The 25,898-nt window shown below is 62.7% G+C and carries 26 protein-coding genes; 4 read left to right on the plus strand and 22 right to left on the minus strand.

The window, feature by feature from the left end:
* The first annotated feature begins 5 nt into the window (after window positions 1–5).
* A complete protein-coding gene (locus tag ACR3EK_RS11630) occupies window positions 6–2,417 on the plus strand; it encodes a ligase-associated DNA damage response DEXH box helicase (RefSeq protein WP_480633445.1) in 2,412 nt (803 codons plus the stop codon).
* Between the two features lie 44 nt (window positions 2,418–2,461).
* On the plus strand, window positions 2,462–3,124 hold the full coding sequence (pdeM, locus tag ACR3EK_RS11635; protein WP_480633446.1) for a ligase-associated DNA damage response endonuclease PdeM: 663 nt from the start codon (window positions 2,462–2,464) through the stop codon (window positions 3,122–3,124).
* A gap of 12 nt (window positions 3,125–3,136) precedes the next feature.
* Here the strand turns inward: pdeM and ACR3EK_RS11640 are convergent, their stop codons facing one another.
* From ACR3EK_RS11640 to ruvC, 18 genes are all read right to left on the minus strand, one after another.
* A complete protein-coding gene (locus ACR3EK_RS11640; RefSeq protein WP_480633447.1) occupies window positions 3,137–4,000 on the minus strand; it encodes a LytTR family DNA-binding domain-containing protein in 864 nt (287 codons plus the stop codon).
* Between the two features lie 79 nt (window positions 4,001–4,079).
* Window positions 4,080–4,970 carry a bifunctional methylenetetrahydrofolate dehydrogenase/methenyltetrahydrofolate cyclohydrolase FolD gene (gene folD, locus ACR3EK_RS11645; RefSeq protein WP_093962767.1) on the minus strand — a complete coding sequence of 297 codons (891 nt, stop codon included), beginning with the start codon at window positions 4,968–4,970 and terminating at the stop codon, window positions 4,080–4,082.
* Between the two features lie 53 nt (window positions 4,971–5,023).
* Complete coding sequence (locus tag ACR3EK_RS11650; RefSeq protein ID WP_170337522.1) at window positions 5,024–5,329, minus strand: chorismate mutase; 306 nt, start codon at window positions 5,327–5,329, stop codon at window positions 5,024–5,026.
* 57 nt (window positions 5,330–5,386) lie between these two features.
* Window positions 5,387–7,063 carry a formate--tetrahydrofolate ligase gene (locus tag ACR3EK_RS11655; protein ID WP_170390652.1) on the minus strand — a complete coding sequence of 559 codons (1,677 nt, stop codon included), beginning with the start codon at window positions 7,061–7,063 and terminating at the stop codon, window positions 5,387–5,389.
* Window positions 7,064–7,207: 144 nt separating this feature from the next.
* Complete coding sequence (locus ACR3EK_RS11660; protein ID WP_480633448.1) at window positions 7,208–7,804, minus strand: MOSC domain-containing protein; 597 nt, start codon at window positions 7,802–7,804, stop codon at window positions 7,208–7,210.
* A gap of 107 nt (window positions 7,805–7,911) precedes the next feature.
* Window positions 7,912–9,828: an ATP-dependent zinc metalloprotease FtsH gene (gene ftsH / locus ACR3EK_RS11665; protein WP_093962771.1), complete on the minus strand. Its 1,917-nt coding sequence runs from the start codon at window positions 9,826–9,828 to the stop codon at window positions 7,912–7,914.
* Window positions 9,829–9,904: 76 nt separating this feature from the next.
* The gene (gene tilS, locus ACR3EK_RS11670) at window positions 9,905–11,104 is read right to left on the minus strand and encodes a tRNA lysidine(34) synthetase TilS (protein WP_480633449.1); all 1,200 of its coding nucleotides are present in this window, start codon (window positions 11,102–11,104) and stop codon (window positions 9,905–9,907) included.
* A gap of 50 nt (window positions 11,105–11,154) precedes the next feature.
* A complete protein-coding gene (gene ybgF / locus ACR3EK_RS11675) occupies window positions 11,155–11,985 on the minus strand; it encodes a tol-pal system protein YbgF (RefSeq protein WP_480633450.1) in 831 nt (276 codons plus the stop codon).
* A 4-nt stretch (window positions 11,986–11,989) separates the two neighbouring features.
* Window positions 11,990–12,493, minus strand: a complete 504-nt coding sequence (gene pal, locus ACR3EK_RS11680) for a peptidoglycan-associated lipoprotein Pal (protein WP_093962774.1) — start codon at window positions 12,491–12,493, stop codon at window positions 11,990–11,992.
* Between the two features lie 87 nt (window positions 12,494–12,580).
* Entirely contained in the window at window positions 12,581–13,900 is a 1,320-nt protein-coding gene (tolB, locus tag ACR3EK_RS11685; RefSeq protein WP_093962775.1) for a Tol-Pal system beta propeller repeat protein TolB, read from the minus strand.
* A complete protein-coding gene (locus ACR3EK_RS11690; protein ID WP_480633451.1) occupies window positions 13,897–14,988 on the minus strand; it encodes an energy transducer TonB in 1,092 nt (363 codons plus the stop codon). Before ACR3EK_RS11690 ends, tolB begins: the two co-directional genes overlap by 4 nt.
* Window positions 14,989–14,997: 9 nt before the next feature.
* On the minus strand, window positions 14,998–15,474 hold the full coding sequence (gene tolR, locus ACR3EK_RS11695; protein WP_170337881.1) for a protein TolR: 477 nt from the start codon (window positions 15,472–15,474) through the stop codon (window positions 14,998–15,000).
* A 1-nt stretch (window position 15,475) separates the two neighbouring features.
* The gene (gene tolQ / locus ACR3EK_RS11700) at window positions 15,476–16,171 is read right to left on the minus strand and encodes a protein TolQ (protein ID WP_093962778.1); all 696 of its coding nucleotides are present in this window, start codon (window positions 16,169–16,171) and stop codon (window positions 15,476–15,478) included.
* A 108-nt stretch (window positions 16,172–16,279) separates the two neighbouring features.
* Window positions 16,280–16,663 (minus strand): tol-pal system-associated acyl-CoA thioesterase, encoded by a 384-nt coding sequence (gene ybgC, locus ACR3EK_RS11705; protein WP_093962779.1) that lies wholly within the window; start codon window positions 16,661–16,663, stop codon window positions 16,280–16,282.
* Window positions 16,660–17,283 (minus strand): hypothetical protein, encoded by a 624-nt coding sequence (locus tag ACR3EK_RS11710; protein ID WP_480633452.1) that lies wholly within the window; start codon window positions 17,281–17,283, stop codon window positions 16,660–16,662. The genes ybgC and ACR3EK_RS11710 overlap by 4 nt, the downstream gene beginning before the upstream one ends.
* Window positions 17,284–17,345: 62 nt before the next feature.
* Entirely contained in the window at window positions 17,346–18,365 is a 1,020-nt protein-coding gene (gene ruvB, locus ACR3EK_RS11715; RefSeq protein ID WP_149775762.1) for a Holliday junction branch migration DNA helicase RuvB, read from the minus strand.
* Between the two features lie 4 nt (window positions 18,366–18,369).
* Window positions 18,370–19,041, minus strand: coding sequence for a Holliday junction branch migration protein RuvA (gene ruvA / locus ACR3EK_RS11720; protein ID WP_170358156.1), 672 nt, complete (start codon window positions 19,039–19,041; stop codon window positions 18,370–18,372).
* Window positions 19,038–19,535, minus strand: a complete 498-nt coding sequence (ruvC, locus tag ACR3EK_RS11725; RefSeq protein WP_149775764.1) for a crossover junction endodeoxyribonuclease RuvC — start codon at window positions 19,533–19,535, stop codon at window positions 19,038–19,040. The genes ruvA and ruvC overlap by 4 nt, the downstream gene beginning before the upstream one ends.
* Before the next feature lie 333 nt (window positions 19,536–19,868).
* Here ruvC and ACR3EK_RS11730 point away from each other — a divergent pair, with 333 nt between their 5' ends.
* On the plus strand, window positions 19,869–20,090 hold the full coding sequence (locus ACR3EK_RS11730; RefSeq protein WP_093962786.1) for a DUF1127 domain-containing protein: 222 nt from the start codon (window positions 19,869–19,871) through the stop codon (window positions 20,088–20,090).
* Between the two features lie 106 nt (window positions 20,091–20,196).
* Here the strand turns inward: ACR3EK_RS11730 and ACR3EK_RS11735 are convergent, their stop codons facing one another.
* From ACR3EK_RS11735 to ACR3EK_RS11750, 4 genes are all read right to left on the minus strand, one after another.
* Complete coding sequence (locus ACR3EK_RS11735) at window positions 20,197–20,541, minus strand: hypothetical protein (RefSeq protein WP_170366671.1); 345 nt, start codon at window positions 20,539–20,541, stop codon at window positions 20,197–20,199.
* A gap of 98 nt (window positions 20,542–20,639) precedes the next feature.
* On the minus strand, window positions 20,640–21,518 hold the full coding sequence (locus tag ACR3EK_RS11740; protein ID WP_480633453.1) for a 50S ribosomal protein L11 methyltransferase: 879 nt from the start codon (window positions 21,516–21,518) through the stop codon (window positions 20,640–20,642).
* Window positions 21,519–21,586: 68 nt separating this feature from the next.
* Entirely contained in the window at window positions 21,587–22,819 is a 1,233-nt protein-coding gene (locus ACR3EK_RS11745; protein WP_480633454.1) for an MFS transporter, read from the minus strand.
* A 77-nt stretch (window positions 22,820–22,896) separates the two neighbouring features.
* Complete coding sequence (locus ACR3EK_RS11750; protein WP_480633455.1) at window positions 22,897–25,092, minus strand: primosomal protein N'; 2,196 nt, start codon at window positions 25,090–25,092, stop codon at window positions 22,897–22,899.
* Window positions 25,093–25,183: 91 nt separating this feature from the next.
* Between ACR3EK_RS11750 and fsa the strand changes: the two genes are divergently transcribed.
* Window positions 25,184–25,837 carry a fructose-6-phosphate aldolase gene (gene fsa, locus ACR3EK_RS11755; RefSeq protein ID WP_170337507.1) on the plus strand — a complete coding sequence of 218 codons (654 nt, stop codon included), beginning with the start codon at window positions 25,184–25,186 and terminating at the stop codon, window positions 25,835–25,837.
* Window positions 25,838–25,898: the final 61 nt, after the last annotated feature.

Below are 25,898 nucleotides of genomic sequence, written 5' to 3' on the forward strand. Positions count from 1 at the left end.
CGCATATGACGCAGATTCCCGCCCGGATTGACACCTGGTTTACCGCCAGAGGTTGGTCCATCCACCCGCATCAACAGGCCATGATCGACCGGGCGCGGGCCCCGGCGACGCTGTTGATCGCGCCCACGGGCGGCGGCAAGACGATGGCCGGGTTCCTGCCCTCGCTGATCGAACTGGCCGAGGGGCGGCACGCGGGGCTGCATACGATCTATGTCTCGCCGCTCAAAGCGCTGGCCGCCGACATCAAGCGCAACCTGCGCGGCCCGGCCGACGAGATGGGCTTGCCGATCCGGATCGAGGATCGCACCGGCGACACCACCCCCACACAGAAGAAACGCCAGCGCGTGGACCCGCCGCATATCCTGCTGACGACTCCGGAAAGCCTGGCGCTGCTGACGTCCTACGAAGATGCACCACGCATGTTTCACGGCGTCCAACGCGTGATCGTGGACGAGATACACGCGCTGGCCGAAAGCAAGCGGGGCGACCAGTTGATGCTGGCCCTTGCGCGCCTGCAGACCCTGTGCCCCGATCTGCGGCGCGTGGGCCTGTCGGCGACGGTCGAGGACCCGGACGCAATCGCGCGCTTTCTGGCCCGCCACCCCGACCCTTGCGACATCGTTCTGGCCGACCCCGGCCCCGACCCCGATATCGCCATGCTGCAAACGGCCGAAATGCCGCCTTGGGCCGGGGGCGGCGCGGCCTATGCCATCCCGGCGGTGCTGGAGCAGGTCCGGCAGCACAAGACGACGCTGATCTTCCACAACACCCGCGCTCAGGCCGAGATCTTCTTTCACAACCTGTGGCTGGCCAATGACGAAGGCCTGCCCATCGGCATCCACCATGGCAGCCTCGACCGGCAACAGCGCGAACGGGTCGAGGCGGCAATGGTCCGTGGCGACCTGCGCGCCATCGTCTGCACCGGCAGCCTTGATCTGGGAATCGATTGGGGCGACGTGGACCTTGTGATCCAGATCGGCGCCCCCAAAAACGTCAAGCGCCTGGTCCAGCGGATCGGGCGGGCCAACCACCGCTACAACGCGCCGTCCAAGGCCCTGCTGGTGCCTGCCAACAGGTTCGAGGTGGTCGAATGCGTCGCCGCGCTGGAGGCCGCGCGCGCGCACGATCTGGACGGCGAGCCGCGCGGCCCCGGCCCGCGTGACGTTTTGTGCCAACACATCCTGATCGCGGCCTGCGCCGGACCGTTCGATGCCGATGCCCTGTATGCCGAGGTCACCTCGGCCGGTCCCTATGCCGATCTGTCCCGCGCGGCCTTCGATGCCTGTCTGGAGTTCTGCGCAACTGGTGGCTATGCGCTGCGGGCCTATGACCGCTGGCAGCGCCTGCAACAGCGCCCCGACGGGTTGTGGCAGCTGCGTGACCCGCGCGCGGCGCAACGCATCCGCATGAATCTGGGCACGATCCAGGACAGCGATACCCTGAAGGTCCGGCTGAAACGCAACCGGGGCGGCAAACCCCTGGGCGAGGTCGAAGAGGCCTTTGCCGCATCGCTGACCCCCGGCGACACCTTCCTGATCGGCGGTCAGATCGTGCGCTATGAAGGGCTGCGCGAAACGGTTGTCGAGGTCACGCGCCGTGCGGACAAAAAGCCCAAGATCGCCACCTTCTCGGGCACCAAGTTCGCCACTTCGACCCAGCTGAGCGACCGCATCCTGCGGATGTTCGCACAGCCCGGCTGGCCGCAACTGCCCGAACATACGGGTGAATGGCTGGAACTGCAGCGCCGGATGTCGCGGCTGCCCGGGCGTGACCGGCTGTTGATCGAGAGCTTTCCCAATGACGGCCGCGAAAACCTGTGCGTCTACGGCTTTGCCGGACGCAACGCACAACAGACGCTGGGTCTGCTGCTGACCAAACGGATGGAGGAAACCGGGCTGGCCCCGCTGGGCTTTGTCGCGACCGACTATGCCACGCTGATCTGGGGACTGGACGCGGTCACCGATCCCAGCCCCCTGTTCCAGATCGAGGCCCTGCGCGACGGGTTGGACAACTGGCTGGCGGGCAACGCGGTGATGAAACGGACCTTCCGCGCTTCGGCCACCATCGCCGGGCTGATCGAGCGCAACACAGGTGGCCAACGCAAAAGCGGGCGGCAGGCGACCTTTTCGTCGGACATCCTGTACGACACGCTGCAGAAATACGACCCCGACCACCTGCTGATGCAGATCACCCGCGAAGAAGCCATGCGCGGGCTGGTCGATTTCGGACGGATCGAGGCCATGATCGCGCGCATCGGCGACCGGATCGACCTGATCCGGCTGGACCGGGTGTCACCACTGGCGGCGCCCTTGCTGCTCGAGGTGGGAAAGGTTCCGGTCAAGGGCGCGGCCGAAGAGCGGCTGCTGGCGGAAGAAAGCGCCCGTCTGTTGCGCGACGCTGGCCTGGAACCCGCATGAAGAAACGACTTGCAAATCACGGCCCGACAGGCAAAGAACGGACCATGAACAGCCTTGAATTTTCGTTTGCGGGTGCCCGGCTGCACGCCATGGGATCGGGCGCGCTTTGGTGGCCGGCGCACGGTCTTCTTTGTGTTTCGGACCTGCACTTGGGCAAGTCATCTCGGATCGTTCGGCGGGGCGGACCGGCCCTTCCCCCTTATGACAACCGAGAGACACTGTCCCGGCTGGCCGCCGATCTGGACACGACCGGCGCCAAGACGGTGGTATGCTTGGGGGACAGTTTCGATGATCTCGAAGCCTCGGAAACGCTGAGCGATGCAGATCGGCTCGAGATTTCTGCGCTGCAGGCCGGGCGGCTGTGGATCTGGATAGAGGGCAACCATGATCCGGGTCCCGTCGCGCTGAGCGGCACCCATCTGGCCGAGTGGAGCCAAGACGTGCTGGTCTTCCGCCATATAGCGGAACCCGACGCGCAAGGCGAAGTTTCAGGGCATTTTCACCCCAAGGTCCGGCTCAATGCGCCGGGCCGCATGATCTCGCGCCCGGCATTTTTGTTTGACCGGTGTCGGGTGATCATGCCGGCTTATGGGACATATACCGGAGGGCTGCGCAGCTCGGATACCGCGTTGTCTCAGTTGATGCAGCCGGACGCCCGTGCCATTCTGACGGGCCCGCAGCCACAGCTGACGGTGATGCCGCGTTAGCCGACAGCTGGTTCAGATCACACCGTCTTCTTCCAGTTTGGGTTTGTATTTGCGGCTGACGGGAACCAGATCATCGTTCCGAAGGCGCAGGTAGGTTTTGCCGTTGTTTTTCTGAATTTCCAGAATGGCCGCGTCCGTAACCCAATGGGATCTGTGGGTACAATGGCCCGAAATCGGCTCCATCTCAGCAATCGCGTCAGTAAAGCGCGACCGGATCGTATAGGTTCCGCTGGTGGTCACCACATCAACGTAGTGATCCCGGACCGCAAGCCGCAGGATATCACCACGAAACCCGTCCGGCAGGCGGCTCACCAAACGGGGTTGGGGTGCTTCGATGACTTCGTCATTTTCAGGCGGGGCTTCGCCTTTGCTGACCAGAACCAGACCTGTGCTAAACAGCGCACCGTAGGTGCCAACCGCCAGCAAACCGGGGGCATCGTGGCCGCTGGCAGCGCACAGGATCCACGTCAGGATCCACAACGCAGGCGTGAACAATACAAGGATCACCAAGGCAAACGCCACGTCCCGGACCGTCAGTCCGACATGGTCCAGACGATCCTTCACCAACTGCCGAGACCCCCACGTTGCCACAACCGCCAGAATCATCACTCCTGCCCAGAACGCCAGACGTACGGAGAAGGGTAGATCCATTTCTCGGAACGGTGGAAAAGTATAGGAGAGCAACGGGACGAACAGAATACCGGCGACCACCCTCTGAGGCGTGCATTCTGCAATGAATGGGCTCAGTTTTGACAACATATCAAAATCAATGAGCAGCCTTTCGGGACCCAGCCCTTGTCCCTCAGACGCCCACTTATTCACTTCGTAACCGGCTGGAAACTCAAGCTTATCACGAAATGTCAGACAATCAAACACGTTTGCGGCGTGCTAGTGGGGGTCGTTTCATCCCCACGTTGGCCCCGGGGCGGACGCTCCGCCCCAGGGCCGCCAGTGGTCAGGCCGTCAGGCCTTCGGGCTCGGGCAGGCCGTTCGACCGGCAACAGGCCGTCAGAGTGTTGGCCAACAGGCAGGCGATGGTCATCGGGCCAACACCACCGGGAACCGGTGTAATAGCGCCTGCGCGCTCGGCCGCGCTTGCATAGTCCACGTCGCCGACCAGCTTGGTTTTTCCATCACGCTCGATCCGGTTGATGCCAACGTCGATGACGGTGGCACCCTCCTTGATCCAGTCGCCAGGTACCATCTCGGGGCGGCCCACCGCGGCCACGACGATATCGGCGCGACGCACGACATCGGGCAAGTCTTTGGTACGGCTGTGCGCGATGGTCACGGTGCAGCTGTCGCCCAGCAATAATTGGGCCATCGGCTTACCCACGATGTTCGACCGGCCGATCACCACCGCATCCATGCCGGACAACGAGCCATGATGATCGCGCAACATCATCAGGCAGCCCAACGGCGTGCAGGGAACCATGGACTTCTGACCGGTGCCCAACAGACCAACGTTCGAGATGTGGAACCCGTCGACATCCTTGGCCGGGTCGATCGAGTTGATTACCAGGTCCTCATTCAGATGTTTGGGCAGCGGAAGCTGGACCAGAATGCCATGCACCGCGGGATCGTTGTTCAGCTTCTCGATCAAGGCCAGCAGATCTGCCTCGGACGTGTCGGCATCCAGCTTGTGCTCGTATGAGTTCATGCCCACTTCGACAGTCATCTTGCCCTTGGAGCGGACATAGACCTGGCTGGCCGGATCTTCACCGACCAGAACCACTGCCAGACCGGGGGTGATGCCGTTTTCTTCCTTGAGTTTTGCAACCTGGTCGGCGACTTGCGCGCGGACCTTGGCCGCAAAGGCCTTGCCGTCGATGACTTGAGCTACCATCCTTTGATCCCTTCTTTCAAAAAGCGGATCGGGCGCGAAGGGCGCCCGGTCATTCAGTCGGGGCCGAGCACGTTCTCCTCGCGCGCAATCGACCAATCAATCAAGATGCGCCAAAGCCTTTCGGTCAGATCGGGGTCCATGCCCACCTCAACCGAGTTCGAACGCACCTTTTGCACCACATCCTCGACACGCTCGGGTATACGGGCCGGCAGGCCCTCGCCCGGTTTCAATTCGGACGCGCGATCGATGTAGGTTGCGCGCGTCGCCAACAGTTCGATCAGTTGGCGGTCCAGCTTGTCGATCTGAACCCGCAATTCCTGCATGGAATGACAGTCCTGCGGCAGTGTCAGAGTGGGCATCGCAATCTCCTCATGGCCCGGGGATTCCCCGGACCACGAGATGTCTTATTCAGCGGCTTAGAACAAGCCCTCGATCTGCCCTTCGTCGTTGAGGCGGATTGTCTCAGCCGCCGGTTTGCGGGGCAGACCGGGCATGGTCATGATCTCACCGCAGACCACCACGATAAAGCCGGCACCCGCCGACAGGCGCACCTCGCGCACCGGAACCGAGTGGCCGGTGGGCGCGCCGCGCAGCGACGGATCGGTCGAGAAGGAATACTGTGTCTTGGCCATGCAGACCGGCAGATTGCGGTATCCGGCGGCTTCCCATTCCTTCAACTGGTTGCGGATCTTGGCATCGGCCAGAACCTCGTCGGCGCGGTAGATGCGCTTGGCGATGGTCTCGATCTTCTCGAACAGGGACATTTCGTCAGGGTAGATCGGCGCAAAATTCGCGGTACCGGCATCTGCCAGTTCAACGACTTTTTTTGCCAGATCTGCAGATCCTTCCGAGCCCAGTTCCCAATGCCGCGACAGAACCGCCTCAACCCCATGTTCGGCGCAGTAGTCCTTGACCGCCTGAACCTCGGCATCGGTATCGGTGACAAAGTGGTTGATCGCCACGACGACCGGCACGCCGAAGGATTTCACGTTCTCGATATGGCGGCCCAGGTTGGCACAGCCCGACTTTACCGCGTCGACGTTTTCCGCGCCCAGATCGGCCTTGGCCACGCCGCCATTCATCTTCATCGCGCGAACCGTTGCAACCAGCACCACGGCCGACGGCGCAATGCCTGCCTTGCGGCACTTGATGTTCATGAACTTCTCCGCGCCCAGATCGGCCCCGAAACCGGCCTCGGTCACGACATAGTCGGCTACCTTCAGCGCGGTCTTGGTCGCGATGACCGAGTTGCAGCCATGCGCGATGTTGGCAAACGGGCCGCCATGCACGAAGGCCGGGTTGTTTTCCAGCGTCTGCACCAGGTTGGGCTGCATCGCGTCTTTCAGAAGAACGGTCATCGCGCCTTCGGCCTTGATGTCGCGGCAATAAACCGGGGTCTTGTCACGGCGGTAGGCCACGATGATGTCGCCCAGGCGCTTTTCAAGATCCTTCAGGTCGTTGGCCAGGCACAGGATCGCCATGACCTCGGACGCAACGGTAATGTCGAAACCTGCTTCACGCGGGAAACCGTTCGACACGCCCCCCAAAGAGGCCGTGATCTGGCGCAGGGCGCGGTCGTTCATGTCGACGACCCGGCGCCAAACGACGCGGCGGGTATCGATTTCCAGCTCGTTGCCCCAATAGATGTGGTTGTCGATCATCGCCGACAGCAGCGAGTGGGCCGAGGTGATGGCGTGGAAGTCACCGGTGAAGTGCAGGTTCATCTCTTCCATCGGAACGACCTGCGCATAGCCACCGCCCGCGGCCCCCCCCTTCATGCCGAAGTTCGGACCAAGCGAGGCCTCGCGGATACAGATCATCGCATTCTTGCCGATCCGGTTCAGGCCATCACCCAAACCGACGGTTGTGGTGGTCTTGCCCTCGCCCGCGGGCGTCGGGTTGATTGCAGTCACAAGGATCAGCTTGCCATCTTCGCGGTCCTGGACCGAGTTGATGAAATTCTGGCTTACCTTGGCCTTGTCATGGCCGTATGGCAGCAGGTCGTCGCTCGAGATGCCGATTTTTGCACCAATCTCCTGGATTGGCTTCTTGTTCGCCTCGCGAGCGATTTCAATGTCGGATTTGTAGCTCATTGGGCAAGATCCCTGATTGAATTCCGTGCAAAACCGACGCCGCGCGTCGGTGCTGTCAAATCCATACCGTTGTGTACGGTTTGAATGGATGTGGATTCCGACATTTTCAGGCCGCGAAACGGCGTAGGCCTTGTTCGGACGTATCTAATCGGAAACCGCCGTCTGTTTTGGGTTCCATGCGCGCTGATCGGGGACGAACAGGGTCAGACTGTCTCCGAGCCTCAGAAGCCCCGGCCGTTCGATCCAAGCGGTCACCCCGCGCCGGCCCTGTGCGGCCGGTTTGAAGCGGGCGCCGTGCCCCGGTGACTCTGCTTCGATTTCACGTCCGGGCAGGATACAAGGGCGGTTCTCCATATCGACGGTCAGGGTCAATCCCGTATCCGCCTGCAGCCGAGACGAGGGCGGAACATGCGTGAAATCCGGAATGCCCTCGACAACGATACTTGCACCCAAAAGGGCCGGATCCAGCCGGTCCACGCCCATGTCAGAAGCAATGGCCGCCATTTCCTCGGCAGCCAGGATCGTCAGCTGTCGCACGTTACGGATTTCGGTGCCTTCCGGGTACAGGTTCTTGACCCGCACGCAGGATGGTCGATTGAGTCCTTCATGACGCGCGCCAATGTCGCCCGAGAACCCAAGGTCGAGCTGCGGCACCGGCTGAGCCCGCAGGGATTGCCCGGCGGGAACGTGGCCCAACCAGACGACCCGGGCCTTGAATTCGGTTTCACGCAGGACAGGCATGCCATTTCCTTTCGACAGCGGATCAAAGTTCGCTGCAGCCTAACGCTCGCTGCCCTGATGAAAAGGCCGAAAAGAAAAGACCCGGCTCTGGGGCCGGGTCTCTTGCGTCATGCCGAAGGTTCAGGCTCCATCCCGCCCTCGGGCGGGGTCTTCTTGACCTTGGTCTTGGGAATCGCCGTCACGCTCGCGGCATTGCCGTGATCGGACTTGTCGCTTTCGTCGTCACTCTCATTCGGCGGTTCGCCATTCATGACGCGCTTGATTTCGTCACCCGTCAGAGTTTCGTATTCAAGCAGACCCTGAGCCAGACGCTCCCATTCTTCCTTGTGTTCGGTCAGGATCTGATGGGCGCGGTCATATCCCTGCTGGATCAGCCGTTTGACCTCTTCCTCGATCAGTTCCTTGGTATGGGCCGAAACCGAGAACCCGGCCGTGTTGCCCTGATAGCCCTCATGCGCCTCGGCATAGTCGATGTTGCCGACCTTGTCGGACATGCCCCAACGCATCACCATGGCCCGCGCCAATTGGCTGGCCTGCATGATGTCGCCGGCCGGGCCGTTCGAGACGTGGTCTTCACCGTATTTGATGACCTCGGCCGCCTTGCCCGCCATGGTCATGGCCAGCTTCTGCTCACATTCGTCCCTGTGATAGTTCAGCTGGTCCATTTCAGGCAGGCTTACCACCATGCCCAGCGCGCCGCCGCGCGGGATGATCGTGGCCTTGTAGACCGGATCGCACAACGGCAGGGTCATGCCGACCACGGCATGGCCGGCCTCGTGATAGGCGGTCTTTTCCTTCTGGTCCTGGGTCAGCACCATCGAGCGGCGCTCGGCCCCCATCATCACCTTGTCCTTGGCGTTCTCGAAGTCTTCCATGGTGACAAAGCGCCGACCGACACGTGCGGCCATCAGCGCGGCTTCGTTAACAAGGTTGGCAAGGTCAGCCCCCGAGAAGCCGGGTGTGCCGCGCGCGATTATGCGCAGATCAACATCCGGACCCAAAGGCGTCTTGCGGGCGTGAACACCCAAAATCTTCTCGCGGCCCTTGATGTCCGGGTTGCCGACGGTCACCTGACGGTCAAAGCGGCCAGGGCGCAGAAGCGCCGGGTCCAGCACATCCTTGCGGTTGGTTGCAGCCAGGATGATGACGCCCTCGTTTGCCTCGAACCCGTCCATTTCGACCAGCAGCTGGTTCAGGGTCTGTTCGCGTTCGTCGTTGCCCCCGCCATATCCGGCGCCACGGTGGCGACCCACCGCGTCGATCTCGTCGATGAAGACGATGCAGGGCGCGTTTTTCTTGGCCTGTTCGAACATGTCGCGCACGCGGGACGCACCCACACCGACGAACATTTCCACGAAGTCCGAACCCGAGATGGTGAAGAAGGGCACGCCGGCCTCACCCGCAATCGCGCGGGCCAGCAGCGTCTTACCAGTACCCGGAGGGCCAACCAGCAGCGCACCTTTCGGGATCTTGCCGCCAAGGCGCGAGAATTTCTGCGGGTTGCGCAGGAATTCGACGATCTCTTCCAGCTCTTCCTTGGCCTCGTCGATGCCCGCCACGTCGTCAAAGGTGACGCGGCCGTGCTTTTCGGTCAGCATCTTGGCCTTGGACTTGCCAAAGCCCATGGCACCGCCTTTGCCACCGCCCTGCATCCGGTTCATGAAATAGACCCAGACACCGATCAACAGCAGGAACGGCAGCAGCGTAATCAGGAAAGACTGGAAACCCGATTGCTGTTGCTTTTCCGCCCGCACGGGGATGTCTTTCTCGATCAGCAGCTTGGTGACTTCGGCATCACCGGGCTTGATCGTGACGAAATTCCCGCCGGAACTGGTTGTGTAACGGATCTGCTCACCATCCAGCGTCACGCCTTTTACGTCGCCTGCTTCGACGGCGCTTACGAAATCCGAATAGGTTTTTTCATTGCTCTGGAGGGTTCCTCCCGGTCCGCTGAACAGATTGAACAGTGCAAGGATCAACAGGAAGAGAACGACCCAGAAGGCTATATTGCGAGCGTTGCCCAAGAAAATTCTCCCAAAAGACATCGGCAGATGAGGCGCTGCCGGGTTGCCTCTTAAAATAGAGATGATTGAAGCAGGTTCAATGCGATAAAAAAGAAGCCGAAAGCTCGGGGAATTTCGGGTCCATTTCAAACGTCCATCCGTTCAAAAAACCGGCAAATGGCGCGGACACGATTTGGTCGCCCAGCCAAACGGCGGGCGTGGCCATCAGCACCATGCGCGGCACCCCTGTCGCGCGCCAGTCGGGTACTTGTGGCAACCCGGTCTCGCCAAGCGCACGGATCTGTGCTCCGGGCGTGTCCGGCCCTGTCGCGATCCAACGCTCGTCCCAGAGTTCGGCTGGTCGGGCCACGCATGCCGAAACGGCGGTCAGCTCTCTGCAAAACCACGAACTATTCCCGTCCGTCAGGATTTGACAACCGCTCAGCGTCGACGAACGTCCCGCAATAACGGCCTGTACGACCTGCTCGACTTTGCATTGCCGCGGCGGGTACCCCGGACCCGTGATCCGCTGGAGGATCCCGACAACAAGCCGGCGCTGTATTTCTTCAGGCAGCGCGCCAAAACCGGCGCGATCCACACGCACCGCACAGGCTTTCTCTTTCGCAACGCGGCGGGCGGATTCCTGCGCAAAATGCTCAAGCGCCCGGTTCGCACGCCCGAGGTTCGCGGCAACGCGGGACAAACGTTCAGCCGTGATCCCCAAGCCGGACAGATGGCCCAACGCCTCGCGGGCCTTGATCCGGTCAAAGCGCAAGTCCTGATTCGAAGGGTCTTCGATCCATCGCACCCCCTCAGCCTGTAGGTAGTCCCGCAAGGCGGTGCGCATTTCGCCCAGCAAAGGTCGCCAAAGCGTGACACCCTCCAGTTCGCGCGCGAAAGACATGGCCGACAATCCGCGCACGCCAGCGGCGCGCCCTAGACGCATCAACACGGTTTCCGCCTGATCATCTGCGGTATGGCCCAGAGCGACCGCAGGAATGTCCTGCGACACCGCCCAGTCCCGCAGCAAACCGTAGCGCGCCTGCCGAGCCTGATCCTGCAGGTTTCCCGACCGGTCCCATCCCGTCCATTTCAGAGTGACATGGGACACGCCCAAATGTGCACATGTCTCGGAAACACTGGCGGCCTCGGCGGCCGCATCCGGCCTCAGGCCGTGATCGACAGTCGCCGCAAACAGCCGAACATCTTCATCCCGGGCGATCCGGACCAAAAGATGCAGCAATGCAAGCGAGTCGCTTCCACCGGACACGGCCACGCCCAGTCGCGACGGAAGCATTTCAGGCAACACCGCCCTGACGCGCTCCGGAAGGGTGTCGGCTGGTGAGTTCAAGAACAGCTCAGCGACGCCATTTCCTCGGTTGCCGTGGCCACAAAGGCCGACGACGGGAACCGGACGCCGACTTCTCCAAGCGTGATACAAGCCTGCTCAACCTGGCCCAACCGACCCAATGCTGCCCCAAGTTCGTACAACGCCTCGGGGGCCACCGGCCCTTCGGAATCGCCAGTAAAGCTGGCAAGGAAGGCCCGGGCCGCTTCGCGGGTATCACCCAGCCCTTCCAGGGCCTGCCCTCGCCTCAGGTTGGCTTCGGGGGCCAGCGGGCTGCCGGGATACGCGCTGTCAAATTTCGCAAAAAGATCGGCCGCCGTCTGGAAATCTCCGTCCGCAAGGGCTTGCGACGCGGCATCAAAATCGGCTTGTTCAACTACGGCCAGTTCGACCTGGTCGCCGTCGGCGGCATCGCCGGGCGTCGTCACCGGAGCGGTGATGGCCGCTGTGTCGCTATCTCCACCCAATGTCGGTGTGTCTTCGCCGGTGAACTCGCAACCGGGTTCCAGCTCGCAGAGACGGAACTCCAGATCTCCGATCCGGTTGGTTCCGTCCGTCACGACATTCTGAACACGCTGATTCAGCTGCTCAGTCTGCCGGGTCAGCCTCTGCAACTCGGCCTCGATGGCGTCAACGCGTTCCAGAATCGAACTGCCGGACAGGTTCGGCGCGGGCGAGCCTGTCGTGGAAAACTCGCGCTTGAGCCGTTGGATCTCGACATGCAGCACCGTCAGTTCCTGGCGAATATCGGCCAGAGTCTGCTGATCCTGCGCTTGCGCGCCGCTGGCAAGGGTCAAAGCCGCCGCCAGAACCAATCCCGCAATTCTCATCCTGTTACCCCGTTGTGGAACCGGTCAGCACGGTGACCGCGCGGCGGTTCTTGGAATAGCATTCCTCGGTGCTGCAGATTTCGATCGGGCGCTCCTTGCCATAGCTGATCGTCTGCAGACGGTTTCCGGCCACACCGCGGGAAATCAGGTATTCCCGCGCGGCATTTGCCCGGCGGGCGCCCAGCGCAAGGTTGTATTCCCGCGTGCCCTGTTCATCCGCGTGACCTTCGATCGTGGCGACGTAGTCGGTATTGGCCAACAGCCACTGGGCCTGCCCCTGAAGGATCGTCTGCGCCTCGGGCGAGAGCGTGGACTGATCCACGGCAAACAGGACCCGGTCACCGATCGCCTGCTGGAAATAGGCGGGCGAACGTGGGTCGCTGGGAGAACCCGGGACGATTGCGCCGTTGCCGCCGGCGCCACCGCCCAAAGCCGAGGGATCGTTGTTGGTACATGCGGCCACCAGCGCCAGCGCGCCCAGAGCCGCAAACTTGCTCAATACGTTCATTTCTGTTGCCTCTTGTCCCGTTTGTTTATTGACGTCTGTCTATCACAGCCAGCCTGCCTTGTGAACTTCGGCGCGACCGGCGGTCTCTTAATTCAACAGTGGCCCCCAGGACGGGTCACTGCCACCGTCCGGGGTGCGTACGGGGCGCAGGTTTCGGCCCGAAATGTCGACCGAGTACAGGGTCGAACGCCCGCTGGCGCCCTGGGTTTCCCGCGCAAACATGATGACCCGGCCATTGGGCGACCATGTGGGCCCCTCGTCCAGGAACGAGGCGGTCAACAGCCGCTCCTCGCTACCGTCCAGTCGCATCACGCCGATATGGAACCGGCCCTTGTTCTGCTTGGTAAAGGCCACCAGATCTCCGCGTGGTGACCAGACGGGCGTCCCATAGCGCCCTTGGCCAAAGCTGATGCGGGTCGCCTCACCGCCATTTGCCGGCATGATATACAACTGAGGGCTGCCTGACCGGTCGCTCTCGAAGACGATCCGCGATCCGTCAGGCGAATAGCTGGGCGCGGTTTCAATTGCGGGCGTGTTGGTCAGGCGCACGCTTTGGCCGGATGCCAGATCCATTTTCCACAGATCCGTATTGCCGCCCTGCGTCAGCGAATAGACGATCGAGCGGCCATCCGGCGAAAAGCGCGGCGAGAAACTCATCGTACCTTCCTGAGTCTGCAATTCCTGCCGCTTGACCCGGCCAACATCCAGAACGTAGATCCGCGGGCGGCCGCTTTCATAGCTGGTGTAGAGCAACCGGTCGCCCGTTGGCGAAAAGCGCGGGGCCAGAACGATCGCGGCACTGTCGGTCAGGTACTGAACATTCGCCCCGTCATAATCCATGATGGCCAGCCGCTTGCGGCGCTGATCCTTTGGGCCGGTTTCCGAGACAAAAGCCACTCGGCTGTCGAAATAGCCTCCCTCACCAGTAATGCGGCTGTAGACCTGATCAGCCACCTTGTGCGCCATTCGACGCCAGCCCTCGGTTGTACCGGCAAATTGCAGGCCGTTGCCCAATTCCTGACCCGAGAATACATCCCAGACCCGGAACCGGACGGACAGGGTATTGCCCGAGACATTCACCGCGCCGGTGACCAGCGCATCGGCATTGATCGCCTTCCAATCCGCAAATTGGACCGGCGCTTCGAAACTGCTGACACGGCTGATGAATGCATCCGGCGAAATCTCACGGAACAGGCCGGTTCCGGTCAGGTCCTCGGCGATGACGCGGCTGATGTCAGCCGCAAACTGGCTGGCCGCCGGACTGTCCGGTACAAAGCTGGGCACCGCAAATGGCAAAGGTTCGATGATGCCTTCATCCAATTCCAGCCGAAGTGGGCCGGTTTGCGCAGACACGGGGGCCGACAGAAGGGTCAGGCCAACGAAGAGGCTGGTCAGAAGTTTCATCATTTGATCCGCATCCTCTCGGGATTGAAGGTGATCTCAATATCCTTCCAATGCTCGTATTTGTCAGCAGGAAGGTCATATCCTTTTGCTCCACAGCGCAAAATCGCACGCCGGGCGGCCTCGTATGCCTGTTTTGCGGCCCCGTCCGAGCCACCGGAGCTGTCCAGAAGCTGCAGACTGCCGGGAACGATCGAGCCGTCGCGGTTCAGCGAGAAACCGACCACCACAACGGTCTTGAGCGCATCGGTCGACAACGAGCCCACGTTCCAGCACCGCGAAACTGCCAGACGCATCGCATCCTTTTCACCGCCGGTGAGAGGCGGACCGGACGGCTCGGACGCCCCGCCTAAGGCCTCGGCCAGCGCGTCATTGATCGCGGCCTCGTCGGGTTCCGCAGCCTGTTCGACAGGCTCGGCGGTCGCGGTCTGTTCGGTTTCCGGAGGCTTGGGCCGATTGGGCCGAACCCGGGGACGCGGCGAGCTTTGTGGCGACAGGTCCTTGGCCTCTTCCGCCTCGGTCACGATCTGGTCCGTGGCTTCCTCGGGCGCGGTCTGGTCTTGCTGCTCCTGCTGGATCTCAGCCCCTTCATCCAGCGAAACCGCCGGTGTTTCGATATCGTCCGGCTTTGCATCCAGTGGCGGCGGAGCGATGGGTTCGGGGGCCACCTTGTCCGCCGGGCGGGGCTGGGACTCGGGCAGCGCCGGCAAAACCGCAACCTCGGGTTCCGGTTCATCCAGTACCGGAGGCTGCTCGATCACGTCGGGTTCGGGTGGAGTCTCAACTGCCTCGGGTTGCGGCTCGGGCTCCGGTTCAGGTGGCGTGACCGGCTCGGGGCGCGGCTGTTCTTCGACCGACGGCTCCGGCACTTCGGGTGCCGGGGGTTGTACGATCGGATCTTCCAATGCGTTGGGGGGCGTCGGAACTTCGGGCGCATCGCTTTGCGCCGTCAGGGCAGCGAATTGCTCAGCCGAAACCACCGACACCTCCTGCACTGCAAAAGGCAGCGGCTCGGATCGGAACGTGCCGCCGAACAGGGCCCATCCGATCAATGTCACATGGGCAATCGCCGAAATCTTGGTGCCGGTATCCACCGCGCAGCCTCACTCTCCGCCCGCGTCCAGCGCCGGCCCGCCAGTATCGGTGACAAGGCCCACATTCGAAAACCCGCCGGCATTCAACGCACCCATGACCTGCATGACCTGCGCATAAGGAATGGCGCCATCGGCCCGCAGGTAGACGCGGTCGCTGCTGCGCTCGGCAGCAATGGCGCGCAGCTTACCGATCAACTCGTCGCGGGACACCTCGGTGGTCTGTATCTGAACCCGCCCTTCGGCTGTCAGCGTGACGGTCAGCGGTTCCTCGTTGTCGCCGGGCAGAGCGCTGGCGGCAGTTTTGGGTAGATCAACCTCGACCCCCACGGTCATCAGCGGAGCCGCGACCATGAAGATGATCAGCAGCACCAGCATCACGTCGACAAAGGGTGTGACGTTGATTTCACCCATCGGCTGCGCACGCCCGCGCCGCCGTCCTCGGCGTCGTCCGTTGCCGCCAGACGATTGCTGGATCGCCGCACCCATGTCAGCTGTCCAACTGGCGGGACAGAATGGTTGCGAATTCGTCGGCAAAAGCCTCGTACCCGCCAACGATGCGATCGCTGTCCGCGCTAAGTTTGTTGTAGAAGATTACGGCCGGAATTGCGGCCAGCAGGCCAAGACCGGTCGCCAGCAAAGCTTCGGCGATTCCCGGCGCCACGACGGCCAGGTTTGTGTTCTGCTGTTCGGCGATTTCGATGAAGGCGTTCATGATGCCCCAAACCGTACCGAACAGGCCGATGAACGGCGCGGTCGAACCCACGGTCGCAAGGATCGAAAGCCCCTTTTGCAAGCCTTCGGCCTCTTTTGCGATGGCCACATCCATCGAACGATCGATCCGGGCCTGTGCGCCGGCTATGAGTCCACCGTCGGCGCGGTGCGAGCGGCGCCACTCGATCATGCCGGCTGCGAAGATCTTTTCGGAACTGCCATCCGGCTGCGTTCCGATCTGTTCAAACAACTCGTCCAGCGGGTTGCCCGACCAGAACGCCTCGTCGAACACCTGCGCTTCGCGTCGCGCGCTGCGATAGGTGATGAGCTTTTGAATGATGATCGACCATGACCAGAAGGATGCGACCACAAGGATCAGCATCACCACTTTCACGATGAATGTCGCACGGGCGAACAGCCCCCACATGGAGAAATCGATCTCCTGCGCCAGCGCCAGCGTTTCAGCTTCCATGAACCTGCTCTTTGTTTTGCCTGACAGCCGTTGATTGGCCTTGTTTTGCCAAACGCTAGCGTAGTTAGGGGCAAATTGCCAACAGAACCACAGGGGCTGAGCAAATTGTTACAGCAATGCGCGAATCTCTGCCGGGAGCCGGATCGGCCGACCATCCTGATTGACGCAAACGGCCGTCACGGTCGCGCGGAAGACTTCGGTCTCGCCGCGCCGTATGAGTTGAGCCATGGTCAGTCGCACGCCGGAAATCGCGACGACCTCGGTTTCGACCAGCAACTCGTCGTCGAACCGCGCAGACGCCAGATAGTCGGCCTCGACCCTTCGCACGACCCAGATGATACCAGCCTCGCGCATTGCGTTCTGGTCATTGCCCAGGTTGCGCACCCAATCCGACCGGGCGCGCTCGATATAGCGCAAATAGTTGGCGTGATAGACCACACCCCCCATGTCGGTGTCCTCATAATAGACGCGGACGGGAAAGACGTGTTTCATTGCGGACACTCCATCCGGGCAAACAGGCGCAGAGCGTGCGAAGGGTCCTGCGCCGCCGCCGGCAGAACCGGATCATAGGCGGCGCGGATCAGCCCGGCAATGTCGGGCCGAAGGATCGTCGTCTCGCCTGCCACGGCCAGGGGCGAGCGGTCGCGGAATGCCGTGTCGGACCACAGCAAAATGGTCTGAACGACCTGCGACAGGGCCAGGGTTTCAGCCGGCAACTTCGACAACTCGCGATCCATCCGCAGAAAGACGAAAGCCGCTCGGATCGCGCCGTCTTCGTCGAAGCGGAAAATCCGGTACTGGTTCGCCCCGGAGCCCTCCAACCGCGCAACTAGCGGGACAAGATCGGGTATCAGACGATCCAGGTCGGGGACCTCGGGCAACTCGCCCCACTCTCGAAAGAAGAACACCATGCAGTTCGCGCCCAATTCGGGGTCGGTCTCGGCCATCTTGTGATCGGCCAGCGCAACCACCGCCTCGAACGCGCCTTTGACCGTGGCCAGGGTTCCATCCTCGACCCCGAACACGATAGGCACGATCGGACGGCCCCAACGCGCAAACAGGAACGCGCCATCGGATCGGATAAACAGCGCCTGGATCTTTTCGGGTGTCACGCCCTGCCCTTCGTCTTTTGAAAATTCTCTCGCCCCAGCCTTAAGGTCTGAGGCCGGCGGCTTCAACCAAACAGGTCGCTCTGTCCCTTGGGCGCGGCCATGCCCAAATGCGTCCAGGCCTTCTGCGCCAGCATCCGGCCGCGCGGCGTGCGTTGGATCAGGCCCTGTTGCAGCAGATAGGGCTCGATCACTTCCTCCAGCGAGTCGCGGCTCTCGGACAAGGCGGCCGACAAGGTCTCGATCCCTACCGGGCCACCGCCATAATTTTCGGCGATCAGTTTCAGATAGCGGCGGTCGGCGCCGTCCAAGCCCAGATTATCGACGCCCAACCGCGTCAGCGCGCCATCGGCCAATTCGCGCGTGATGCGGCCGTCGCCCTCGACGATGGCGAAATCCACGACCCGCCGCAGCAGCCGCCCGGCGATACGGGGGGTGCCCCGCGACCGGCGCGCGATCTCGCGCGCCCCGTCGTCATCGGCCGGCGCGCCCAGCTTGCGGGCGTTGCGGGTGACGATCTCATGCAGTTCGTCCACGGTGTAGAATTGCAGCCGGGTGGGAATGCCGAACCGGTCGCGCAGCGGGGTGGTCAACAGGCCCATCCGCGTGGTCGCCCCGACCAGGGTAAAGGGCTGCAGTTCGATCCGCACGGTACGGGCCGCGGGGCCCTCGCCGATCACCAGATCCAGCTCGAAATCCTCCATCGCCGGGTACAGCACCTCTTCCACCGCCGGGTTCAGGCGGTGAATTTCGTCGATGAACAGCACGTCGCGCTCTTCGAGGTTGGTCAGGATCGCCGCAAGATCCCCGGCCTTGGCCAGAACCGGCCCCGAGGTCATGCGGAAGTTCACCCCAAGCTCGCGCGCCATGATCTGCGCCAGCGTCGTCTTGCCCAAGCCCGGAGGGCCGTGGAACAGCGTGTGGTCCATCGCCTCGTTCCGCTGGCGGGCCGACTGGATGAAGATGCGCAGATTGGCCCGCGCCTCGGCCTGGCCGATGAATTCGTCCAGCCCCTGCGGGCGCAAGGCGCGATCGTTGTCCTCGGGCAGAGGCTGCGGGCGCAGGGTCGGGTCGGCATCAACCATTCATTCAGCCTTTCGGAGCCAGCAGTTTCAACGCCGCGCGGATCAATTCGGCCTCGCCGGCATCGGGCAGGTTGGCGGCGGCCTCGGCCACGGCCGATGCGGCCTCGGACGGGCCATAGCCCAGGTTCGACAGCGCCGACAAAGCACCCGCCGACGCCGCACCCGCACCGGGTTTCGAGGCCCGCACCCGGACCGGCGCCGGGTCTGCGGGTTCAACTACCTCGGCCACGGGGCCGTCCATCGCCTCGGTCACCGTGCCGCCCATCGCCATGACGCCGGGCGCCTTGTCTTTCAGGTCCAGCACGATGCGCTGCGCGGTCTTGGGCCCGACGCCCTTGGCCGCCTTTACCGCGCCCCAATCGCCCAGCGCGATGGCCCGGCTGACCCCGTCCGGCCCCAGCGCGCCCAGAATGGCCAGCGACACCTTGGCCCCCACCCCCTGAACCGAGCAGAGCAGCCGGTGCCATTCTTTCTCGACCAGCGACAGAAAGCCATAAAGCTGCATCAGGTCCTCGCGCACAACCAGATCGGTGTACAGCGAGACCGCCTCGCCCACCCCGGGCAGGGCCGCCATGGTCCGGTCCGAGCAATAGACGATGTAACCGACCCCGCGCACGTCGATCAGAAGATGATCCGCCGCGCGATAGTCGATGCGTCCGGTCAGCTTGCCGATCATGTGGCCACCTGTTTGATGCGGGCCTGCGGCGTCGCCCCGTAGAACGCATGGCAAATCGCGATCGCCAGCGCATCCGCGGCGTCGGCCCCCTTGGGCTGGCATCCCGGCAGTTGAAGTTTGACCATGTGCAGAATCTGTTCCTTCTCGGCGTGCCCCACGCCCACCACGGTTTTCTTGACCCGGTTGGGCGCGTATTCGCCCACCGGCAACCCAGCCTGCGCCAAGGTCAGCAACGCCACTCCGCGCGCCTGACCCAGCTTCAGCGTCCCGGCGCCGTCCTTGTTGACAAAGGTCTGTTCGATGGCTGCCTGGTCGGGCTGATGTTCGGCGATCACCTCGACGATCTGGTTGTGCAGCGACAAAAGCCGCTCGCCCAGATCATCCCCGTCGGATTTGCACAGGCCGTTGGCAACATGGCTCAGTCGGCTGCCATGTGATTCGATGACGCCCCACCCCAGGGTTCGCAGCCCCGGATCAATGCCCAGAATTCGCATGTTGTGCCTCGGCCTGCTCGGGTTTTCATTGTCTTTTCTCTCGATTAGCACGAAGCGTGAACATTTTCCAAGAAAATTGATCCGGCACCCAAATGCGACACGCCTGTTCCGTCCGCGACAACTCGGACGCATTGCGACCCTAGAAAGTCTGAAACCGACACATTCCCAAAGCAGTTTTCACCAATAATTTAAGGGACTTTCATCATTTTCGAAGCATTGCAAAAACTGCATAGGACACATGCAGTTTCAGCACTTGCAAGGTCAATCCGACATCACTAACTGGCCCGGGAATTCGACATTCAAACGTCAACACTGAACAGAAGGAAGCAGGATATGGCTGCAATTGACACAACCCGCGCCTCGATTGGCTCGTTTGGCCTTGTCGGCCGTATCGGCGCCTTTCTGGCATCCGTCGTGAACGCCGTTGTCGCCTGGAACGACGCACGCGTGACGCGCAATGCATTGAACGGTCTGAGCAACCGTGAACTGGAAGATATCGGCCTGTGCCGCGGTGACATCGACGAGGTCGCTGCTGGCCGCCGCCGTCTGTACTGAAACCACCCGCTCTCGCCCCTATCCTCCCTCGGGGCAGCACAGAAACACCGCGGACCGAGAGGTACGCGGTGTTTTTGTCTTTTGAAGGCTCTTTAGGAGAGAGAGTTCAGTAGAGAATCTTGTTCAGCTGTGTCGAAATGGCCTGCGACAATGGATCGATCTGCATGATCCACGCGCCCGCCTGTTCAACCGATGTCCCTTCGTTCAGGGCATCCACCCGATACTGGTATCCGGTCGGACCGAGATTGGATAGCAGGAACGCTTTGAAAGCAAAAAATCCGCACAGGCACAGCAACAGAACCTTGGCCGGAACCGCCGAGCGTACCCGCTGGGGTTTCATGACGACCAGACCATCTTTGCGCATGGTCGCGCGATAGCCACGGCTCATCTTGTTGTGTTTCTTTGTCAGCCGATGAACGCGCTGATCGAATTCAAGTTGTTTTCCTGTCATGGCAGCCTCCAAAAACCGCCCCCCAAATTCATTGGATGACGGTAGAAAGAGAATGCGTCAAAACCGTGGCAAAAATCCACAAAACTCCTGCAAATGGTCTAATTTGCGCCCTGTTTGGTTAAGACTAGCGTCGTCCATTCACCAATCATTGACCGGTCCATCGTATTGAACCCGTTTCGTGAATAAACTGATTCCACTTCGTCGGCCTGCTCGTTGAGGATTCCCGACAGGATCGCATGTCCGCCTCCGCGCAGATTCTGCGCGATTTCCGGGGCAAGGGCCACCAGCGGTCCTTTCAGAATGTTGGCGAAAATCAGATCGTAAGGCGCCGCCGCATGGAGGTCAGGATGGTCAAATCCGGCAGCCTCGACACAACGGACGGCTCCGGCCATGCCGTTGGCCTTCAGGTTGGCCTCGGCTACGTCGACGGCGACCTGATCAATGTCGCTGGCCAGAATGTCACCGTCCCAGACCCGCGCCGCCGCCATCGCCAACACCGCCGTACCGCAGCCGATATCGGCGACCTTGCTGGCCTCGAACCCATTCTCAATCAGCTTGTCCAGCGCCCGCAGACACCCCAGCGTCGTTCCGTGGTGCCCAGTGCCAAAGGCCATCGCTGCCTCGATCAGCAGCGGAATACGCCCCTCGGGCAGCTTGTCGGCATCGTGGCTGCCATAGACGAAAAACCGCCCGGCCTCGACCGGGGCCAGCTCGCGCCGGACATGGGCGACCCAGTCAGTTTCCGGCAGTTCCGACACCACGAAGGGCTTGGCTTCGAAGGCCGCCGCCAGCAGGGCCAGGGCGGCCTCGTCGGGGCTTTCGGTGAAATAGCCGCCGACCTCCCACAGGCCCGAGCCGTCCTCGACCTCGAAAACACCCACGCCGGTGGGTTCGGGCTCCAGACGCTCCATCGCTTCGCCCAGGCTGTCGGCCGCGGCTTTGCCTTTCAGGGTGGTCAGGGCGGTGAATGTGGGCATGGGAACCTCCTGCAGAAACCGCCTTTGCGCCTAGGGCCGTCAGCCGCCGAGGTCAAGCGTCGCGCGTGTCATTCGGCCGGTGCGGGCGCGTATTTCGAAAAGATGGTCTCGTTCCCCGGTTCGGGGTGGCGCGGGATCAGCAGCGACAGCGCCAGAGAGATCAGCGCCATACCCGCCGCCAGGCCGAACACCGCCCCCGGCGACACGACCCACAACAGGCCAAGCAGTGCCGGCAGGAACACCGCCGCAATATGGTTGATGGTAAAGGCCACCGCCGCGGTGGGGGCAATATCGGCCGGATCGGCGATTTTCTGGAAATAGGTCTTGAGCGCCAGAGCCAGCGCGAACAGCACGTGGTCGATGACGTAGAGAATGGCCGCCAGCAGCACACCCCAGCCGAACCAGTAGATGCCACCATAGGCCGCAAATACGATGGCAAGGCCCAAATATTCGAAGATCAGCGTACGCCGCTCGCCAAACACCGCGACGGCCTTGCCCAGCAGAGGGGCGGCGGCCATGTTGATGATCAGGTTGATGAGGTACAGGCTGGTCAAGTGATGCACTTCGAAGCCGAAGCGCTCGACCATCATGAACCCGGCGAACACGACAAAGATCTGCCGCCGCGCGCCCGCCATGAACTGCAGCGCGTAATACAGCCAGTAGCGGCGGCGCAGCACGATCTTCTTGGTCTGCGGTGTCGGCGCATCGAATTGCGGATAGGCGATCAGGCAGAACAGCGCCAGCACCGCGGTCAGCGCACCAGCCGCCATGAAGACCGTGTTGTAGGACAGATCGAACCGATCCCAGGTCAGCACGATCAGCCCATAGACCACCAGCGTCGAGGCCGACCCCATCGCCACCAGCCAGCCCAGCACCTGCGGGGCGCGGTCCTTGGGCAGCCATTGCAGCTGAAGCGACTGATTCACCGTTTCGTAGTAATGAAACCCGATCGAGCTGAACAGGGTCACGAACAGCAGCCCGCCGAGGCTGGGAAACCAGGCCGTCACCGCCGTGGCGATGCCCAGCAGCATCAGCGAAATCATGGCCAGCACCTGCTCGCGCACGAAAATTATCACCGCGATCACGCCCACGGCCAGAAAGCCCGGGATTTCTCGCACCGTGTGTAGCAGGCCGATGTCTGCCCCGTCGAAATCCGCGACTTCGATCACGAAGTTGTTCAGCAGTGCGCTCCATGCGTTGAAGGCGATCGGCATGGTCAGCGCCATCACGAACAGCAACGTGACGGGGCGGCGCCAGAACGGCAGGCTCTGGGCCTGGGACAGGGGCATCGATTTCAGCATGAGAGTTCTCTACGCCCAATCCGCCCGACTGGCGAGAGAAAATCCCCCGTGCACATCGGGTCTGCGCTGATGCAGGGTCAGTAGAAGCTCTGCGGGTCGATATCGACGGTCAGGCGGATGTCGCCCTTCAGGCGCAGCGGCGCGATCCAACGGGCGATGGCGTCCTGGATCGGTGCCCCCTTGGGCGCCTTGACCAGCAGCCGCACCCGGTGGCGTCCGCGGATACGGGCGATCGGCGCCGGAGCTGGCCCAAAGACCTGTGCCCCGATCTGCCGCAGCGGCGCGTCATTGCGCGCCAATACGTTGCCGATGTCAAAGACGGGCCCGACCTCGGGGCCGGACAGCACGATCCCCGCCATCCGGCCATAAGGCGGCACCCCGGCCGCCTGACGCCCGGCGGCCTCGGCACGCCAGAACCCTTCCTCATCCCCCGACAGGATCGCGCGGATCACCGGGTGTTCGGGCTGAAAAGTCTGCAGCAGCGCCGTCCCCGGCTTGTCGGCCCGCCCGGCCCGGCCCGCCACCTGCCGCATCAGTTGAAAGGTCCGCTCGGCAGCGCGCAGGTCGGACCCGTGCAGGCCCAGATCCGAGTCGATCACCCCGACCAGCGTCAGGTTCGGGAAATTGTGCCCCTTGGCCACCAGCTGCGTGCCGATGACGATATCTGCGTCACCCTCGGCAATCTCTTCGATCTTGGCCTTCAGCGCCCGGGCCGAGCCGAACAGGTCGGAACTGAGCATGGCGATGCGGGCGTCGGGAAAGGTCGCCTCGGCCTCTTCGGCCAGACGTTCGATGCCGGGGCCGACCGGGGCCAGCTTGCCCTCGACCCCGCAGGCGGGGCAGGCTTCGGGCATGGGCTTGGTCTCGCCGCACTGGTGGCACATCAGACGTTTGAGGAACCGGTGTTCGACCATGCGCGCATCGCAGTGGTCGCAGGCGATCTGTTCGCCGCAGGCCCGGCACAGCGTCACCGGCGCATATCCCCGGCGGTTGATGAACAGCAGCGACTGTTCGCCCTTCTCGATCCGCGCCTGCACCGCTTGGCGCAGACTGGGGGAAATCCAGGTGCCCGGCTGCATCTTCTCGGCACGCATGTCGATGGTCTTCATGTCCGGCAACACCGCCGCCCCAAAGCGCGAGGTCAGGTCCAACCGGTCGTACTTGCCGGCTTCGGCATTGGCCCAGCTTTCCAGCGAGGGCGTGGCGCTGGCCAAGATCACCCGCGACCCGCAGATCGCCGCCCGCAGAACCGCCATGTCGCGCGCATTGTAATGCACGCCGTCTTCCTGCTTGTACGAGGTGTCGTGTTCCTCATCCACCACGATCAGGCCCAGATCGCGGAACGGCAGAAACAGCGCCGACCGCGCGCCGACCACCATCTGCGCATCGCCCTGCCCGACCATGCGCCAGACCCGCCGGCGTTCAGTCATCGTGGCACCGGAATGCCATTCGGCCGGGCGCGCGCCGAACCGCTCCTCGACCCGTGTCAGAAACTCGGCGGTCAGCGCGATCTCGGGCAGCAGCACCAGCGCCTGCCGGCCCATGCGCAGTGCTTCGGCCACCGCTTCAAGGTAAACCTCGGTCTTGCCCGACCCGGTCACGCCCTTCAGCAGCGTTGTGCCATAGGTTCCGCTGCGCAGTGCCGCCCGCAACGTGTCTGCGGCTGCGGTCTGGTCTGGGGTCAGCGCCTTGCCCGGCCGGTCCGGGTCCAGGGTCGGATAAGGCAGGTCGCGGGGGCTGTCCTCCTCGCGCACGGCGCCCTGCTTGACCAATCCTTTGACGACCGACGAAGTGACCCCGGCCATCTCGGCCAGTTCCTTCAGGGTAAAGGCCAGCCCGCCATACTCACGCAGCACCTCCAGCACCCGGGCCCGGGCATCGGTCATGCGGTCGGGCGTGCCGCTGCCCAGCCGATAGATCTTGCGCATCGACAGCGGGTCGCCCAGCCCGGGCGCGCGGGTGGCCAGCCGCAGCATGGCCGGCATCGGCGTCAGCGTGTAGTCGGCCGCGCGCTGCAGAAACAGGCGCATCTCTTCGCGCATGGGCGCCACGTCCAGCACCCGGATGACCGAGCGGATCTTGCTGCGGTCGAAATCGCCGCGCCCAGCGCCCCAAACCACGCCCAGAACCTTGCGCGGGCCCAGCGGCACCTCGACGAAGGCCCCCAGGAAACACCCCCCCTCGGGCGCCTTGTAATCCAACGTCCGGTCCAGAGGCTGGGTCGTCAGAACCGCCACCAGCTCACCTTGGTCGAATTGCACCGGGTCGCTCAATGCGCGCCTTTCTTCAGCAGGGGTTTCAGCACGGGTCTCTTTGAGGTAAAGGCATCCGCGAGCAAGGCCAACCCATCAAAGGACTGCCCCGATGAAATTCTTCGTAGACACAGCCGAAATCGACGCCATCGCCGAGTTGAACGACCTGGGCATGGTGGACGGTGTCACCACCAACCCCTCGCTGATCCTGAAATCGGGTCGCGACATTCTGGAAGTGACCAAGGAAATCTGCGACCTGGTCGATGGCCCGGTTTCCGCCGAAGTCGTCGCCACCGAAGCCGAGGACATGATCGCCGAAGGCCGCAAGCTGGCGCAGATCGCACCGAACATCGCCGTCAAGGTGCCGCTGACCTGGGCCGGTCTGAAAACCTGCAAGACGCTCAGCGACGAAGGCCAGATGGTCAACGTCACCCTGTGCTTCTCAGTCAATCAGGCGCTTCTGGCGGCCAAGGCGGGCGCGACCTTCATCTCGCCCTTCATCGGACGTCTGGACGACATCAACCTCGACGGCATGGACCTGATCGCAGACATCCGTCAGGTCTATGACAATTACGGGTTCGAAACTGAAATCCTCGCCGCCTCGATCCGCAGCGTGAACCATGTGGCTGACAGCGCCCGCATTGGCGCCGACGTGATCACCGCCCCGCCTGCCGTGATCAAAAAGCTGGCTGATCACCCGCTGACTGACAAGGGGCTCGAGGCCTTCCTGTCGGATTGGGCCAAGACCGGCCAGAAGATTCTGTGATCCATTGATCCCAAGTACAACCGCGCGGCCCGCCTGGGGCCGCGCCTGGCCCAACTGCAGT

It is taken from the genome of Ruegeria sp. BC8 (genome assembly GCF_056535705.1).